Source organism: Nonomuraea thailandensis (assembly GCF_024172165.1).
In the GTDB taxonomy this organism is placed as follows: Bacteria; Actinomycetota; Actinomycetes; order Streptosporangiales; family Streptosporangiaceae; genus Nonomuraea; species Nonomuraea thailandensis.
In genome coordinates this window covers 5,684,996-5,701,741 of the sequence record NZ_JAMZEB010000002.1, presented here as the reverse complement: position 1 = coordinate 5,701,741, position 16,746 = coordinate 5,684,996, and the positions used below count along the sequence as shown (strand labels likewise).

Here is a 16,746-nt window from a genome sequence, read left to right as displayed (position 1 = left end):
GCTCAGCTCTCCTTCGCGATCATGGTGGCCAGGTCGAGTGCCGTGCCGCCGTGCATGACGCGGAGCAGCGCCTGCAACGGCACCGTGACGCCGAGCTCGCTCTCCGCCTGGCCCTTCAGCTCGACGATCACGAGCGAGTCGAGGGCGAAGTCCGCCAGCGGCCGGTCCTCGGGCACCTGCTCGACGTCGTCGAAGCCGAGGGCGTCGGCGATGCGGCGCCGTACGAACAGGGCGATCGTGCCGGTGCGCTCGGCCTGCGGCACGGCCGTGACCAGGTCGGCCCGCTGCGTCGCCTCTCCCAGCCAGTGGCGGCGCCGCTGCCACGGATAGGCGGGCAGCGGGACGTCGGCGGGCGCGGCGCCGAGCACCGCCTCCCAGTCCACCTCCAGGCCGGCGCGGTAGAGGTCGGCCAGCGAGCGGTCCAGGGTGGCGGACGCCGGCTGGCCGCGCCGCAGGCTGCCCACGGCCCGGTAGCGGACGCCGGCCTCCTCCAGCGTCTCGCCGAGGTCGCGCAGCAGCACCGGGTGCGGGCCGAGCTCGACGAACACCGTCACGCCGGTGGCCGCGATCGCGGAGACGGCGGAGGAGAAGCGCACCGCGTCGCGCAGGTTGCGTCCCCAGTGCGCCGCGCCGAGCTGTCCCGGCTGGACGAGGGCGCCGGTCACCGTGGAGTACATCGGCACCGTGCAGGGGCCGGGCCGCAGGCCCGCCAGCTCGGCGGCCAGCCGCTCGTCCTGGCCGTCGAGCATCGGGCTGTGGAAGCCGTAGCGGCTGGGGAGCCTGCGCACGTTCGCACCGAGGCGTTCGGCGACGGCGCAGACGGCCACCACGGCCTGCCGGTCGCCGGCGACGACGGTGGAGCGCGGCCCGTTCACGGCGGCCACCCCCACCCGGCCCCCGCCCTCGCTTCCCACCCGGTCTACGGCGCCGGTCCCCACCCGGCCATCAGGGCCGGTCCTCGCCAGGGAGCCCGCGGGGGGCGCGCCGGTCCTGAAGCCGCTGGAGCCGATCAGCTCGCGCACCCGGTCGGGCGGCAGCGAGATGCCGGCCATGGCGCCGCCCGCCGCGCCTTCCTCGGCCCGCCGTGCCCGGCGCAGCAGCAGGTCGAACGCCTGGGCGCGGTCCAGCGCCCCGGCCGCGCACGCCGCGGTGACCTCGCCCATGCTGTGGCCGGTCACCGCCGACGGCTCGACCCCCCAGGACCGCCACAACGCGGCCAGCCCGAGCTGCAGCGCGCCGATCGCCACCTGCGCGACCTCCGTCTCGTGCAGCCGGCCGCCGTCGGCGAGCTGCTCCAGGACGGACCAGCCGGCCAGCTCCCGTACGACGGCGTCGCACTCCGCCACCTCCGCCGCGACCACCGGCTCGCGCCGCAGCAGCTCGGTCCCCATGCCGGCCCACTGCGAGCCCTGGCCGCTGAAGACGAACGCCACCCGGGGCGGGCGCGGCGGCACCGCCTGGCCGCCGCCCCCCACCTCGCCCAGCCTGGCCACCAGCTCCGCCGGGTCGGCGGCCGTCAGGCACACCCGGTGCGCCAGATGCGTGCGCCGCGCGCCCGCCGCCGCGCACACGGCCGCCGCCTGCACCGGATCGCATCCGGCCAGCCGCTCGGCGTACGCCCGGGCCAGCGGGGCGAGCGCGGCCGGGTCGCGCGCCGACAGCGGCAGCACGAGCTTGCCCAGCGTGGCCGCGACCACCGGCGGAGGGGGCGGGGCCTGCACGATCGCGTGGGCGTTCGCGCCGCCGAACCCGAACGAGCTGACCGCCGCCAGCGGCGCGTGCTCGCCGCGGGCCAGGCCGGTGAGGGCGGCCGGCGCCGACAGCCTGCTGCCCGCCAGGTCGATCTCCGGGTTCAGCCGCCGCAGGTGCACGTTGGGCGGCACCTGCTCGTGCTCCAGCACCAGCATGGCCTTGATCAGGCCCGTGACGCCCGCCGCGGCCTCCTGGTGGCCGAAGTTCGTCTTCACCGAGCCGAGCGCGCACGGCAGGGAGCCGCCGCCGTACACCTCCCGCAGCGCCTCCACCTCGATCGGGTCGCCCAGCGGCGTGCCCGTCCCGTGCGCCTCGATGTAGGTGACCTGCTCCGGACGCACGCCCGCGTCGTCGAGGGCGCGGCGCAGCAGGTCCGCCTGGGCGCGCGGGTTGGGCGCGGTCAGGCCGTTGGTGCGGCCGTCGTGGTTGGCCGCCGTGCCGCGGATCACCGCGCGCACCCGCCTGCCCGTGGCCAGGGACTCGCGGGTGAGCACGAGCACGCCGCACCCCTCGGCGCGGATGATCCCGTCGGCCGCGGCGTCGAACGTACGGCACCGGCCGCCCGGCGCCAGCGGCAGCACCTTCTCGGTGACCAGCGTGGAGATGGGGTTGAGGATGATGTTGACGCCGCCGGCCAGCGCGATGTCGCACTCGCCCTGCCGCAGCGCCCGCACCGCCAGGTGGACGGCCATCAGCGAGGAGGAGCAGGCGGTGTCCACGGCCATGCTCGGGCCGCGCAGGTCCAGCAGGTAGGACAGGCGGTTGGCCAGCACGCTGTGCGCGCCGCCCGGGGCCGTGTAGGTGTTGATCGTGGCCGGCTCGCCGTACTGGAGGGTGAGGTAGTCGCTGTTGTAGACGCCCAGGAACACGCCGGTGCCAGCGCGCTGCAGCGTCTCCAGCGGCAGGCCCGCGTCCTCCATCGCCTCCCAGGCCACTTCCAGTACGAGCCGCTGCTGCGGGTCCATCTTGGCCGCCTCGGCGGGCGAGATGCCGAAGAAGGCGGCGTCGAAGCCGTCCACCTCGGTCAGCAGCCCGGCCCAGCGGCCGTTCTCGGCGCGGTCGGCCGGCTTGGGGCGGTGGCCGTCGAGCGTGTCGACCGACGGCGTGACGGCGTCGACGCCGTCACGCAGCAGGCTCCAGAACGCCTCCAGGTCCGCCACGTCGCCCGGCAGGCGCACGCCCGCGCCGAGCACCGAGATCGGCTCGTGCCTCGCGCGTTCGGCCTCGGCGAGCCGGGCTCGCGTCTCGCGCAGTCGCACCAGGGCGCGCTCCAGGAGTTCGCGCTGGTCAGTCATGCCGTCCTCCCTTCAGGTCGAGTTCCTCGGCCAGCAACGCGGCGAGCTCCTGCTCGTCGAGCGCGGCCAGCCCGCCGGGCCCGCCCGGCTCGCCGGACATGTCAGGCCCGCCCGGCTCGCCGGACAGACCAGGCCCGCTCGGCTCGTCGGGCACGCGCGGCTCGGCGTCCTGTGCGGTGGTCGTGTCGGGTGCGGCGGGGCGTTCGGCGGCGAGGCGCTGGGCGAGTCCGTCGGCCAGGGCTTCCACGGTCGGGAAGGTGTAGACGACGGTGGCCGACAGCCGCAGGTCGAGCCCGGTCTCCAGGCGGGTGCGCAGCTCCATCGCCATCAGCGAGTCGAAGCCGAGCTCCTGCAACGGGGCGGAGGTGTCCAGGCTCTCCGGGGTGCGGCCGAGGACGGCGCCCACCTGCTCCAGCAGGAAGCGGCGCAGGACGTCCAGCAGACCGGCGGCGGCGGTGGCGGCCAGCGCGGCCTTCCTGACGGCGCCGCGTTCCGCGCCCGCGGCCGGCCGGTCGGCGCTCACCTGCCCGTCCAGCATGCGGGCCAGGTCCGGGCCCAGCCCGGCCCTGCCGAACGCCGCCCAGTCGAACGCCGCCGCCACCAGGTGCCGCCGGCCGCTGCCGAGAGCCTCGTCCAGCAGGTCCAGCGCGACCTCCGGGGACAGCGGCGGCAGGCCGCGCGCCGCCAGCCGCTCGACGCCGCCGGCCGCCACCGCCAGGCCGGTGCCCGACCAGGTGCCCCAGTCGATGCTCTGCGCGGGCAGGCCGAGGGCGGCGCGGTGCTCGGCCAGGCCGTCCAGGAACGTGTTCGCCGCCGCGTACGCGCCCTGACCCGGCGAGCCGAACAGGCCGGCCAGCGACGAGAACAGGACGAAGTGCTCCACCGGCAGGTCCGCCGTCAGCGTGTGCAGGTGCCAGGCGCCGGCCGCCTTGCCCGCCAGCGCGCGGTGCAGGAGGTCGTCGTCGAGCGTGGCGACCAGCGCGTCCTCCAGGACGCCCGCCAGGTGGAACACCCCGGCGAGGTCCGGGGGGATCGTCCTGGCGAGTTGCCCGGCGTCGGCCAGGTCGGCGAGCTCGACCCTGATCTCGGCGCCCACCGCCCGCAGCTCGTCCAGCACGGCCCGCGCCCGCGGGCCGGGGGCGGTGCGGCCGGTCAGGACGAGCCTGCGCGCGCCCTTGTCCACCAGCCGGCGCGCGACGTGCAGGCCGAGCGCGCCGAGGCCGCCGGTGACCAGGTACGGGCGGTCGGGCCTGATGGGCGCCGGGTCGCCGGTTCCCGCCGGGGCCGGCCCCAGCTTCGGCTCCAGCAGGCCGCCGTCGCGCACCCGCACCTGTCCCGGGGCGTCCCGTGCCCGCAGCGCCGCCACCAGGGCGTCGAGGTCGGCCCGCGTGGGGGAGCCGGGCAGGTCCGCCAGCGCGGTGGCCGGCTCGGGATGCTCGTTGGCGATCACCCTGCCGAGGCCCCACACGACGGACCCCGCCGGGCCCGCCGTCAGCAGCCACAGGCGCGGCGGCCGGTCCGGCCACGTCCGGCCCAGCAGGTCCCGCGCCAGACGGAGCGCCTGCGACGCGCGGTGGTGCAGCGTCTCCAGGGCCGCGTCGGCATCGGTCGTGGCGCGGGTGTCCAGGACGCCGCGCAGGCCGCCGTGCCGGGTGACCGCCTCGTCGAGCAGCTCGTCGAGCGGCCGGTCCGCGCCCGCGAGGAGGTACGGCTCGCCCGCCGCGGCCAGTCGTTCCGCCAGGCGTTCGCCCACCGAGGCGGGGCCGCTCGCGGGGACCGGGTCGGCGAGCACCAGCCAGCCGCCCCGGGCCGTGACGGCGGGGCCCGGGATCAGTGGCTGCCAGCGCAGCGTGTAGAGGCGGCCGTCCTCGGCGGGGCGGCGCCGGATCAGGCGGATGCGCAGCCCGGACACGGCCCAGATCACCTCGCCCGTGCCCGTGCCCGTGCCCGCGCTCCTGCCTGTGCTCGGGTCCGTGCCCGTGCCCGTAGCGGTGCCGGTCGCCGGGTCCGTTGCCGGGCCGGGCGCCGACCGTACGGTGACGTCGGCGACCAGCTCGTTCGGGCCGAGCTCGCGGACGACGGCGTGGGCCGTGCCCCGCCGTACGGCGTCGCCGGCAGCGCGTGACCACACGCGCGCGGCCCCCGAGGGCAGGGGCAGGACGCCGGCGGGAAGGGCGCCGCCCGCTGCCGCCGCGACCGTGTGGAAGCAGGCGTCCAGCAGGGCGGGATGCAGGGGCGCGCGATCGGCGTCGAGCCCGCCGGGAAGCTCGAACGTCCCGACCGCCTCCCGGTAGCCGGTACGCAGCCCGGTCAGCCCCCGGAAGCGCGGGCCGTAGTCCAGCCCGGCCGCCGCCAGCCGCTCGTACAGCTCGGCGACCGGCACGTCGCCCGGCAGGTCGAGGGGCGCCGCGGGAGGCGAGGGCGGGGCGGCGTTCCCGGTGACGGCGCCGCGTGCGTGGACCACCGGGCCGCCGCCGCGGTCGGAGGTGATGACGAAGGAGAGCCGTCCCGGCGCTGACGGGCGCAGGGCGAGCTGGAGCCCGGGGTCGCCGTCGGCCGGGCAGGGGTGCGCGAAGACCACGTCCTCCAGCAGCACGAAGCCGGCGACCTCGTCGGCCTGTGCGGCGTCGGCCGGGCCGGCGGCCTGAGCGGCGGCGGCCGGGCTGGTGGCGGCCTGAGCGGCGGCGGCCAGCCAGTAGGCGCCCGGCACCAGCGGCACGCCGTCGGCGACGTGGTCGGCGAGCTCGGGCGCGCCGCCGAGCGACAGCGGCCACAGCCGCAGACCGGGTTCCGCGCCCACGCTCAGCCGGGCGCCGAGCAGCGCGCCGCCCCCGTGACCCGGCGGGACGACGGCCGTGCCCGGCGTGGCGCGCAGCAGGGGGAAGCGCTGCCGGTCCCAGCCGTGGGGCGGGAGAGGGACGTGGGCGGCGCCGGAGTAGAGGGCGTCCCAGGCGATGGCGGCGCCACCGGCGTACAGGTCGCCGAGGGCGCCGAGCAGGGCGCGGGCCTCGTGCTCGTCGCGGCGTACCGAGGAGATGATCTCGACGGGCCGGTCGAGGTGGCCGGCGAGCTCGGCCACCGAGCGGGTGAGCACCGGGTGTGGCGCCACCTCGACGAACAGCTCGTGCCCCGCGGCGATGAGCTGCTCCAGCGCGGGCGAGAAGAGCACCGGCTCGCGGACGTTGCGCCGCCAGTAGGCGGGGCCGAGCTCGGGGCCGGCGGCGGGCTCCGCCGTGACCGTCGAGTTCAGCGGGGTCGTCGCGGGCCTCGGATCGAGCCCGGCGAGCGCCGCGAACAGCTCGTCCTGCAGCGGCTCGACCTGCGGGCTGTGCGCGGCGAAGTCGACGGCGACCCGCCGGGCGAACACCCCGCGCGCCTCCAGCTCGGCGATCACCTCGTCCAGCGCCGCCGGCTCCCCGGACAGCACCGTGGCGCGGGGCCCGTTGACGGCCGCCACCGACAGCCGGTCGTGGCGGCCCGCCAGGGCGCGGTCCGCCTCCTCGGCGTCCAGCTCGACCAGCGCCAGCCCGCCCTGCCCGGTGAGCCGGGTGAGCAGCCTGCTGCGCTCGCAGACGACGCGGGCGGCGTCCTCCAGCGACAGCGCGCCGGCCACGTGCGCGGCGGCGATCTCGCCCATGCTGTGCCCGATCACCGCGGCCGGCTCGACGCCCCACGCCCGCCACGTCTCGGCCAGCGCCACCTGGTAGGCGAACAGCGCGGGCTGCACGTGGGCGGTGCCGCGGGGGGTCAGGCCGCGTTCGTCGTCCCACAGCGGCTCGCCCAGGTGGCGGCTGATCGCCGCGTCGCACCTGCGGATGGCCGCGCGGAACGCGGGCACGGCGTCGGCGAGCTGCTTGCCCATGCCCTCCCACTGGGCTCCCTGCCCGGGGAAGACGAGCGTGGGCCGGTGGGTCCGGCGCCTGCGCGCGTTCGCCTCGTCGCGGGCCTCCGCCAGCGCGGTCATCGCGGTCGCGAGCTCTTCGGGGGAGGAGACGACGACGGCGGCGCGGTGGCGGTCGTGGTCGCCGCGCAGCGCCGCCGCCGCGGCCGCCTCGGCCAGCCAGGCCGGGTCGCCCGCCCTGCCGCGCGCCAGGACGGCCAGCGCCGCCGCCCGGCGCCGCAGGGCGACGTCGGAACGGGCGGAGACGGGAAACAGGTACAACTCGCCGCCGGAGCCGGCCGGGCGGCCAGGGCCGGGCTCGGGCGCCGGCGACTCGCCGCCGGAGCCGGTCGGCCGGCTGCGATCAGGCCGGGGCGCCGACGATTCGCCGCGCGACCCGGCCGGGTGGTCGGAGCGCGGCCGGGGAGGGGGCGAGGACAGCACGACGTGGGAGTTGGTTCCGCCGAACCCGAACGAGCTGACTCCGGCCGTCGCGCAACCGGCCGGCCACGCCTCGTCCCGGCCCGCCGGCGCCGGCACGGGACCGCCCGGCGAGGACTCGGCACCGCCCGGCGAGGACTCGGCGCGGCCGGAGGGCCACGGTTCGGTGCGGTTCTGGACGATGACGGGCAGGCGGTCGAGGCCGAGCAGAGGGTTGGGCCTGGTGAAGTGGACGGTGGCCGGCAGCTCGCCGTGGTGCAGCGACAGCGCCGCCTTGATCAGCCCCGCCACGCCCGCCGCCGCCTCCAGGTGCCCGACGTTCGACTTGGCGGAGCCGATCCGCAGCGGCCGTTCCTCCGGCCGGCCGGGGCCGAGGACCGTGGCCAGGGCCGCCACCTCGATCGGGTCGCCCACCGCCGTGCCGGTGCCGTGCGCCTCGACGTAGTCGACGGTCGCGGGGTCGATGCCGGCGGCGGCGTACGCCGAGCGCAGCACCTCCTCCTGGGCGGGCCGGTTCGGCGCGGCCAGGCCGTTGGTGCGCCCGTCCTGGTTGACGGCGCTGCCGTGGATCACCGCGTAGATCCGGTCGCCGGCGGCCAGCGCGGCCGACAGCGGCCGCAGCAGCACCACGCCCGCGCCCTCGCTGCGCACGTAGCCGTTGGCCCGCTGGTCGAACGGCTTGCACCGGCCGTCGGGCGCCATCAGCCTGCCCTTGCTGAAGCTGAGCGCGATCCGCGGGCTGGTGATGACGTTGACGCCGCCGGCGAGCGCGAGGTCCGCCTCGCCGGCGCGCAACGCCTGGCAGGCCAGGTGCACGGCCACGAGCGAGGAGGAGCAGGCGCTGTCGACGACCATGCTCGGGCCGCGCAGGTTCAGGCAGTACGACAGCCGGTTGGCGATCACGCTGAGCGCGGCGCCGGTGCCGTCGTAGGCCTCCGGCTCGGCGCCCGAGCTGAGCAGGGAGGCGCCGTGGTCGTAGGTGGAGGCGCCGACGAAGACGCCGGCCCGCGCGCCCGACAGGCTCGACGCGGGCACGCCTGCGTCCTCCAGCGCCTCCCAGGCGACCTCCAGCAGCAGGCGCTGCTGCGGGTCCATGCGCGCGGCCTCCCGCGCGGAGATCGCGAAGAAGCCGGCGTCGAAGCTCTCGACGTCGTCGAGGAAGCCGCCCCACCGGGTGTTCATGCGGCCCGGCCGGTCGGGGTCGGGGTCGTAGAGCGCCTCGCCGTCCCACCGGTCGGCGGGCACCTCCCGGATGGCGTCCACGCCCTCGCGCAGCGCGTTCCAGAAGGCCCCGGCCCCGCCGGCGCCGGGCAGCCGGCAGCCGATGCCGACGATGGCGACGGGTTCGCCGCGCGCCGCGTCCGCGGCTCCGGGCCGCTGCGGCTCCGCCGACGAGGTGAGGTACGCGGCCACCGCCTCGATCGTCGGGTAGTCGTAGGCGATCGTCGGCGACAGGGACCGGCCGCTCCACCGTTCCAGATCGCCCGCCAGCTCGACCGCCTGCATGGACGAGAGCCCGAGCTGGGAGAACGGCGTGTCCGGCGACAGGCCGGCGACCGGCGCCGACAGCAGCTCGGCGGTGCGCCGCAGCAGCCACTCGACGGTCTCCTGGTGCGTGGTCATGACGCTCCTTCGAGCTGGGGTGCGGGCACGGCGGCCGTCAGCGTGCCGCTCTCGTAGGCCGCGCGGCAGGCCCGCCGCTGCAGCTTGCCGCTGGACGTCTTCGGCATGGTGCCGGCCGCGATCAGCACGATTTTGTCCACCTGGACGCCGTGCCCCGCGGCGACGGCGGTGCGCACGGCCGGGCCGACCTGCGCGAGCTGCTCCTCGGTGACGGCCGGCTTGACCTCGGCCACCACGACCAGCGGCGCGTCGCCGAACGCCGCCACGCAGCCGCGCCTGACCATGGGATGCGCCGTCTCGGCCGTCGACTCAAGGTCCTGCGGGTAGTGGTTGCGCCCGCCGACGATGATCAGGTCCTTCAGCCGGCCGGAGACGAACAGCTCGCCGTCGTGCACGACGCCGAGGTCACCGGTGCGCAGGAACGGCCCCTCCGACGTGCCGGTCAGGCGGGCGCCGAAGACCTCCGCGCTCTCCTGCGGCCTGCCCCAGTAGCCGTCGGTCACGTCGGGCCCGGCGACCCAGATCTCGCCCACGTGGCCGGGCCGCACCGGCAGGCACGTCTCCGGGTCCACGATCTCCAGCCGGCGCCGCGGGCCGGGACGTCCCGAGCCGACGATGCGGTGGCCGCCGCCGGGAACCAGCCGGCCCTCCTGCAGCGCGTCGAGGTGCACGTCCAGTGTGACGGGGCCGCCCCCGACGGGGGAGCCGGTGGCCATCAGCGTCACCTCGGCCAGGCCGTAGCAGGGGTAGAGGGCGCGCGGGTCGAACCCGTGCGGCGCGTACGCGGCGGTGAACGCCTCCAGGGTGCTCGCCCGCACCGGCTCCGCCCCGTTGAACGCGGCCCGCAGGCTGCTCAGGTCGAGACCCTGCCGATCCTGTACGGGCACCCGCCGCACGCACAGCTCGTAGGCGAAGTTCGGCCCGCCCGACACGGTCGCCCGGTAGGCGGAGATCGCCCGCAGCCAGCGGACCGGCTGCTGCACGAACGTCAGCGGCGGCATGAGCACGGCCTGGCAGCCCGCGTAGAGCGCGAGCAGCACGTTGCCGATCAGCCCCATGTCGTGGAAGAGCGGCAGCCAGCTGACGATGACCGAGTCCTGGCTGAAGTCGCCGATCTCGTGCAGCAGCCGTTCCTGGGCGAGCAGCGCGCGGTGGCCGACCATGACGCCCTTGGGCGAGGCGGTGGAGCCGGAGGTGTACTGGAGGAAGGAGATGCCCGCAGGGTCCGCGGGCACCGGCAGGAAGCCGGCACGGCTCTCGTCGACCTCGCCGGCGCCGATCCACGTCAGCGCCGCGAGCTCGGGGGAGCTGTCGCGGATGAACCGCTCGTATCCACCGGGGCCCGCGAAGAGGACCACCGTGGGCGCGCAGTCCTGCGCGATGGCCCGCAGGCTCGCCGTTCCGCGCCGGGCGTCGAACGGCATCGGCGGATATATCGGGACGGCGATCACGTTCGCGTACTGACAGGCCAGGAACGCGCGGATGAAATCGGCCGAGTCGGGTGCCAGGATCAGGGCGCGCTCGCCCGGCGCCGCGTGTTCGGCGAGCCGGGAGGCCAGCGCGCGGACCTCCAGATCGAGCCGGGCGAAGGTGAGCGAGTGGGATTCACGCTCGCCGTCCGGGAGAAAGCGGTAGACAGTTTGTGAGGCGTTCTCCCGGGCCCGGAAAGCGAGTAACTCCCCGAGTGTCTCTGCAAAGGGAATCATGGGCAGTAATGTAACCAGCCCGGGAAATGCTGAGAATGCCTTTGATCCGGACGTGATCGAGGTTTGATGAGGGCCTGACGGCGGCCTGAGGGAAATGCGTCAGGGTATGAGCGTGACGATTTCCATAAATGCAGTCTGGACGGATTTCGGCGGGGTGCTGACACCGCCCGTCGGCGAGACGTTCTCGGCCTTCTGCACCAGGACGGGCCTGCCGCCCGGCCCGTTGCTGACCGCCGTCGCGACCGTGACCGCGCGCTACGGCACCGACGACTTCATGCTGCCGCTCGACACCCCGCTGGTCACGGAGGAGGAGTGGCTGCGGCAGATCGCCGCCGAGCTGGCCGCGGAGGGGATCGAGGCTCCGATGATCAGCTTCGCCGACGCCTGGTTCGACGGCAGGCGCACCAACGCCGAGTGGCTGGCGCAGCTTCACCGGGTGCGCGAGCGCGGCCTGTTCGTCGGGATGTTGTCGAACATGCCGCCGGCGTGGGAGGAGCACTGGCGGCGCATGGTGCCTCCGGAGGGCGTCTTCGACGACGTGGTCAACTCGGCGCAGGTCGGCTGCAGGAAGCCGGGCCCGGAGATCTTCGAGCTGGCGGCCGCCCGCGCGGGCGTGCCGGCCGCGCAGTGCGTGCTGATCGACGACCTGGCCAAGAACTGCGCCGGCGCGCGGGCGGCGGGCTGGCAGGCGATCGAGTTCACCGGCGCCGCAGCGGCGATCGAGGAACTGGAGGCGCTGCTCGGCCGGTCGCGCCTCGCCTCGACCTGAACGCCGCCCTTCCGGATCGGTCGCGCGTGGCCTCGCGCGTGGCCTCGCGCGTGGCCTCGCCCTGGGTGCCGCCTTCGCGATCAGTCGAGCTGGGCGTCGCCGTAGGCCACGTCCTCGTGGGCGAACCTGCGCAGCGCGCTGAAGACGACGTCGCCGAGCGCCGTCCAGACCACGGCCGTCTCGAGGATCGCCTCCGGCTCGGAGTCCTGGATGAGCTGGCCCAGCTCGGCGTCGGCGACCTCGCGCGCCGCCCTGGCGTAGACCTCCAGCAGCTTCATCTGGTCGGTCTTGCCGAGCCGGTGCAGCGTGGCCAGCGCGGACGTCAGCGTCAGCCGCGCCGGGTTGGTCTGGCGCACCTTCCAGCCGAGCCGCTCGACGAGCGCCTCGGTCTCCTCCTCGGCCGCCTGCCACGCCTCGTCCTTGACCACCTTCGGCGCGAGGGTCATGGCGAACTGGGCCTTGCCCGCCTGGTCGATGAGGCTCATGCCGGGGGCGTCCATCTTCTCCAGGACGTCGCGGGTGGCGGCGACGCTCAGCCCGCCGACCTCCAGCAGCGCCCGCACCAGGCGGAGCCTGCGGACGTGCTCCTCGGTGTACTGGGCCTGGTTGTAGCTGGTGCGCTCGCCGGGGGACAGGAGACCTTCGCGCAGGTAGTACTTGATCGTCGGGACGGGCACGTCGGCCCTGCGGCTCAGCTCCGCGATGCGCATGGTTCCTCCCCTTTCGCCCAACTCGTACCCACGAGCTGGCCCTTGCCAACCCATCGAAAAGGATAGTAGACAGTTCTCGTATCCATTTTTCGACCGGCCTGGGAGTTGATCGTAATGGACTACCGACCACTTGGTCGGACCGGCCTGAAGGTGAGCCCGGTCTGTCTCGGCGGGATGATGTTCGGCTGGTGGGGCGAGAACGGCCCGGAAGAGACCGGGAAGATGATCCAGCGGGCCGTCGACTCCGGGGTGAACTTCATCGACACCGCCGACATCTACGCCGCCGGCGAGTCCGAGGAGCTGATCGGCCGGTTCCTGTCCGAGAGCGGCCTGCGTGACGAGATCGTGCTGGCCACCAAGGTCCACGGCCAGATGGGCGAGGGCCCCAACCGCGGCGGCAACAGCCGCGCCTGGATCATGCGGGCCGTCGAGGACAGCCTGCGCCGGCTGCGTACCGACCGGATCGACCTCTACCAGATCCACCGGCCCGACCCCTCCGTCGACATCGACGAGACGCTCGGCGCCCTGACCGACCTCGTGCGCGCCGGCAAGGTGCGCTACATCGGCTGCTCCACCTTCCCCGCCCACCGCGTCGTCGAGGCCCACTGGGTCGCCGAGCGGCGGCACCGGGAGCGGTTCGCCAGCGAGCAGCCCCCGTACTCGATCCTGGCCCGCGCCGTCGAGGCCGACCTCCTGCCGGTCTGCCGGCAGTACGGCATGGGCGTGCTGGCGTGGAGCCCGCTCGCGGGCGGCTGGTTGTCCGGCCGCTACCGCGACGGCGCCGAGCTGCCGCGGAGCAGGCGCGCCGCGCTGCTGCCCGCCCGCTACGACATGGCGCTGGAGGAGAACCGGCGCAAGCTCGCCGCGGCCGAGCAGCTGGCCCTGCTGGCGGAGCAGGCCGGGATGTCGCTGGTCCAGCTCGCGCTGCAGTTCGTCATGCAGCACCCCGCGGTGACGTCGGCCATCATCGGCCCGCGCACGATGGACCACCTGGAGAGCCACCTGCTGGCCCTCGACGTCCGGCTGACGCCCGACGTGCTGGACGCCGTCGACGAGATCGTGCCGCCCGGGCTGACGATCAACGCCGCCGACGGCGGATGGCGGCCGCCCGAGCTGCTCGATCCCGCCCTGCGGCGCAGAGGGCAGCCGCGATGACGACGACGGCCGCTCCCGTCGCCGCCGGCGAACGCGCGAGCGTCCGCGAGGACCTGGTCACCGTCCTCTGCGGCACCATCATGATCTCCGGGCTGGCCATCGACGGCTGGGCGCACAAGAACGTCATCGACACCCTGGAGGGGTTCTTCACCCCCTACCACGCGGTCCTCTACCTCGGTTACGGCCTGACCGCCGCCTGGACGTTCCGGCTGGCGTACGTGCGGCGCGACCGGCACCCGCAGTGGTGGCGCGACGGCTGGCCCGAGGGCTACCGGCTGGGCGCGATCGGCGCGCTGGTCTTCTTCGCCGGCGGGTTCGGCGACATGATCTGGCACCAGACGATCGGCATCGAGATCGGACTGCTGCCGTCCTTCAGCCCGACCCACATCATCGCCACGCTCGGCGGCATCATCCTGGGCACCAGCCCGCTGCGGTCCTGGTGGGCCTCGGGGGAGGGCGGCCTGCGCGCGGCGGCCGGGGTCGCCTCCATGACGTTCGCGGTGATGGGCATGCTGGTGCTGCTCAACTACGGCGCGTCGATCATGACGGTGGCGCCGACCCGGCCGTACGAGCCCGTGCTGGGCGACTACGGCGGGATCATCGACACGCCCGACGAGTTCCTGGTGGTGCAGGGCGTCTTCAGCTACCTCGTCACCACGCTGCTGGTGACGATCCCGCTGCTCATGATGCACCGGCGGCGCGCCACCATGTTCGCCGGCGCCGCGCTGGTGCTCGGGGTGGCGATCCGGCTGATGGTGATCAACGAGTTCCCGCAGCCCCATCTCACCGTCGCCGCGGGCGCGCTGGCCGCCGCCCTGCTCGCCGACGGGCTCCTGGTGCGGCTCGACACCGTACGGGGGCCGGGCGCGCCGCTGCGGCTGCCCGTGGCGGGCGCGCTCTACGCCGGGCTGGTGTGCGCGGGGCAGCTCGTGGGCCTGCACCTGGCGGCTGGGGTGCGGTGGTCGCCGGAGATGTGGGCGGGGACGGTCGTGCTGACCGTGCTGCTGGGCGGCCTGCTCGGCGGGCTCGCGGCTCGTCCACTTGTTCATCGATAGTGGAAAGCTCTACTATCGGTATCCGAGTCACCTCGTCGAGGGAGAGATGATGTTTGCGACCATCGGCCGCTTCGCAGCACGGCGCCGAACATGGGTGTTCATGGCCGCGATCCTGTTCGTGGTGCTGGGCGGCGTCTGGGGCTCGGGGGCGGGCGGCGTGCTGGGCGGCGGCGCGGGGCTCGACAACCCCCACGGCGAGTCCTCCCAGGCCAACAGCCTGCTCGCCGGCACACTCGGCCGGCACGTGGCGGACGTCGTGGTCATGTACGAGAGCCAGGCCATGACCGTGGACGACCCGCGGTTCAGGCAGCAGGTCGAGGCCGTCGTCGCCAGGCTGCCCAAGGATTCCTACGAGTGGGTGGAGAGCCACTACTCCACCGGCTCGGCCGACTTCGTCTCGGCCGACCGGCACAAGACCTACCTCGCCCTGCAGCTCCCCGGCGCCGTCGAGGAGGAGCAGGTCGTCGTCTACAACAAGATCCTGCCGCTGTTCGACGCCCCCGATCTCACCGAGCGCTTCGGCGGGCTGACCGCGGTGGGCCAGCAGTTCAACGCGATCAGCAACCGCGACCTGGCCCGGGCCGAGCTGCTGTCCTTCCCGCTGCTGATCATCTTGCTCCTGGTGGTCTTCCGCAGCCTCGTCGCCGCGGCGCTGCCGCTGGCCATCGCCGTCCTGGTGGCGGTCGGGTCGCTGGTGGTGCTGCGCGTCGTGGGCGGGCTGGTCGACCTGTCCACCGCCGCGATCAACGTGGTGGTGATCTTAGGGCTGGGCCTGGCGACCGACTACGCGCTGCTCATCGTCAACAGGTTCAGGGAGGAGCTCGCCGCCGGGCGCGAGGTCGAGGACGCCGTCGTACGCGCGACCGCCACGGCCGGGCGCACCGTCGCCGTCTCCGGCATCACGGTCGCGGTCACCCTGGGCGGCCTGATCGTCTTCCCGTCCCGGTTCCTGACCTCGCTGGCCTACGCCGGGGTGAGCGTCGTGCTGTTCGCCGTGATCAGCGCGCTCACCGTGCTGCCCGCGCTGCTGCGGGTGGCCGGGCGCCGCATCGACTCGCTGCGCATCCCGCTGCTCGGGCGGCGCCGCCCCGAGGCCGAGGGCACGAGGTGGTACCGCACGGCGCACGGCGTCATGCGGCGCCCGGTCACGGTCGTGCTGGGCATCACCCTCGCACTGGGCGCGCTCGGCGTCCCGCTGCTGGGCGCGGTCTGGACCCGCCCGGCCGAGTGGGCGCTGCCCGCCGACACCGACAGCGTCGTGGTGACCAGGCAGCTCGCCGAGGAGTTCCCGTACGACCCGACCAAGGTGATCAGCACGGTCGTCCGCATGCCCGGCCCGGCGGACACGCCGGAGGCCAAGGCCCAGCTCGACGCGTTCGCCCAGCGGCTCGACCGGATCGAGGGCGTCGATCGCGCCGAGGTGACGGGCACCGAGGGCGATCTGGCCCGGATCACCCTGGGCTACTCCCTGTCGCCCTACGGGCAGGAGATCAGGGACGTCGTGACCAAGCTGCGCGCCGAGCCGCCGCCGCCGGGTGCGACGGCGCTGTTCGCCAACCGGCCGGCGGCGATCGTCGACATGCTGACCATGATCGCGAACGGGCTGCCGTGGATGCTGCTCATCACCTCGGTGGTCACGTTCGTGGTGCTGTTCCTGGCGTTCGGCTCGGTCACCCTGCCCGTCAAGACCGTGCTGATGAACCTGCTGTCGCTGTCGGCCGCGTTCGGCGCGATGGTGCTGATCTTCCAGGACGGGTTCCTGTCGGGGCTGCTCGGGTTCACCGCGCCCGGGTTCATCGACGCCAACATGCCCGTCATGATCGCGGCCATCGCGTTCGGCCTGGCCATGGACTACGAGGTCTTCATGCTGGCCAGGATCCGCGAGCACTACCTGGTCTCGCGTGACCCGGTGGAGTCCGTGGCGGTCGGCGTGCAGCACACCGCCCGCATCGTGACGGCCGCCGCGCTGCTGCTGGGCGTGGTGGTGGGCGCCTTCGTCATCACGAACGTCACCGTGCTGAAGATGATCGGCGTCGGCGTGGTGGTGGCGCTCGTCGTCGACGCCACCGTGGTGCGCGGGCTGCTCGTCCCGGCGTCCATGAAACTGCTCGGCCGCTGGGCGTGGTGGTCGCCGCGGCCGCTCGCCCGGTGGTGGGAGCGGCACGGAATGCCCGAGCCCGAGCAGAGCGTCGTCCCGCTGACGCCACCGGTCAACGTCCCTGATTCGGCTGTCCGGAACTAGGTCCGAATTGAGCTCGTCCACCTGGTGGGCAGGTGGACGGGCTCTCTTTGATGATTGGAAACACCGAGGACATATAGATATCGACAATCTTCATATTGGAATGGCATTCGAAGTATTG

Annotated in this window: 8 protein-coding genes; 4 read left to right on the top strand and 4 right to left on the bottom strand. The window is 74.5% G+C overall.

Translation table 11 applies throughout. From position 1 onward, the window contains the following. Positions 1-2: 2 nt before the first annotated feature. The 3 genes from HD597_RS29705 to HD597_RS29695 are packed head-to-tail and all read right to left on the bottom strand — an operon-like array spanning position 3 to position 10,697. The gene (locus HD597_RS29705) at positions 3-3,047 is read right to left on the bottom strand and encodes a type I polyketide synthase (RefSeq protein WP_253746230.1); all 3,045 of its coding nucleotides are present in this window, start codon (positions 3,045-3,047) and stop codon (positions 3-5) included. Next, positions 3,040-8,991 carry a type I polyketide synthase gene (locus tag HD597_RS29700; RefSeq protein ID WP_253746229.1) on the bottom strand — a complete coding sequence of 1,984 codons (5,952 nt, stop codon included), beginning with the start codon at positions 8,989-8,991 and terminating at the stop codon, positions 3,040-3,042. Before HD597_RS29700 ends, HD597_RS29705 begins: the two co-directional genes overlap by 8 nt. After that, complete coding sequence (locus tag HD597_RS29695; protein WP_253746228.1) at positions 8,988-10,697, bottom strand: fatty acyl-AMP ligase; 1,710 nt, start codon at positions 10,695-10,697, stop codon at positions 8,988-8,990. The genes HD597_RS29700 and HD597_RS29695 overlap by 4 nt, the downstream gene beginning before the upstream one ends. 112 nt (positions 10,698-10,809) lie before the next feature. Between HD597_RS29695 and HD597_RS29690 the strand changes: the two genes are divergently transcribed. Further along, positions 10,810-11,466, top strand: a complete 657-nt coding sequence (locus HD597_RS29690; RefSeq protein ID WP_253746227.1) for an HAD family hydrolase — start codon at positions 10,810-10,812, stop codon at positions 11,464-11,466. 80 nt (positions 11,467-11,546) lie between these two features. On the opposite strand, the gene HD597_RS29685 is transcribed toward HD597_RS29690, so the two are convergent. Further along, a complete protein-coding gene (locus HD597_RS29685) occupies positions 11,547-12,176 on the bottom strand; it encodes a MerR family transcriptional regulator (protein ID WP_253746226.1) in 630 nt (209 codons plus the stop codon). 150 nt (positions 12,177-12,326) lie between these two features. Here HD597_RS29685 and HD597_RS29680 point away from each other — a divergent pair, with 150 nt between their 5' ends. The 3 genes from HD597_RS29680 to HD597_RS29670 all read left to right on the top strand — a co-directional run bounded on the left by HD597_RS29680 (position 12,327) and on the right by HD597_RS29670 (position 16,628). Further along, positions 12,327-13,331, top strand: coding sequence for an aldo/keto reductase (locus HD597_RS29680; RefSeq protein WP_253746225.1), 1,005 nt, complete (start codon positions 12,327-12,329; stop codon positions 13,329-13,331). Continuing rightward, on the top strand, positions 13,328-14,386 hold the full coding sequence (locus tag HD597_RS29675; RefSeq protein ID WP_253746224.1) for a hypothetical protein: 1,059 nt from the start codon (positions 13,328-13,330) through the stop codon (positions 14,384-14,386). The genes HD597_RS29680 and HD597_RS29675 overlap by 4 nt, the downstream gene beginning before the upstream one ends. A gap of 100 nt (positions 14,387-14,486) precedes the next feature. Then, complete coding sequence (locus tag HD597_RS29670) at positions 14,487-16,628, top strand: MMPL family transporter (RefSeq protein WP_253746223.1); 2,142 nt, start codon at positions 14,487-14,489, stop codon at positions 16,626-16,628. The last annotated feature ends 118 nt before the right edge of the window (positions 16,629-16,746 follow it).

What these genes read in the sequence shown, in the direction of transcription:
- HD597_RS29695 (WP_253746228.1), bottom strand. Translation starts at nt 10,697, where the DNA reads ATGATTCCCTTTGCAGAGACACTCGGGGAGTTACTCGCTTTCCGGGCC.
- HD597_RS29670 (WP_253746223.1), top strand. Translation starts at nt 14,487, where the DNA reads ATGGCCGCGATCCTGTTCGTGGTGCTGGGCGGCGTCTGGGGCTCGGGG.
- HD597_RS29675 (WP_253746224.1), top strand. Translation starts at nt 13,328, where the DNA reads ATGACGACGACGGCCGCTCCCGTCGCCGCCGGCGAACGCGCGAGCGTC.
- HD597_RS29705 (WP_253746230.1), bottom strand. Translation starts at nt 3,047, where the DNA reads ATGACTGACCAGCGCGAACTCCTGGAGCGCGCCCTGGTGCGACTGCGC.
- HD597_RS29685 (WP_253746226.1), bottom strand. Translation starts at nt 12,176, where the DNA reads ATGCGCATCGCGGAGCTGAGCCGCAGGGCCGACGTGCCCGTCCCGACG.
- HD597_RS29700 (WP_253746229.1), bottom strand. Translation starts at nt 8,991, where the DNA reads ATGACCACGCACCAGGAGACCGTCGAGTGGCTGCTGCGGCGCACCGCC.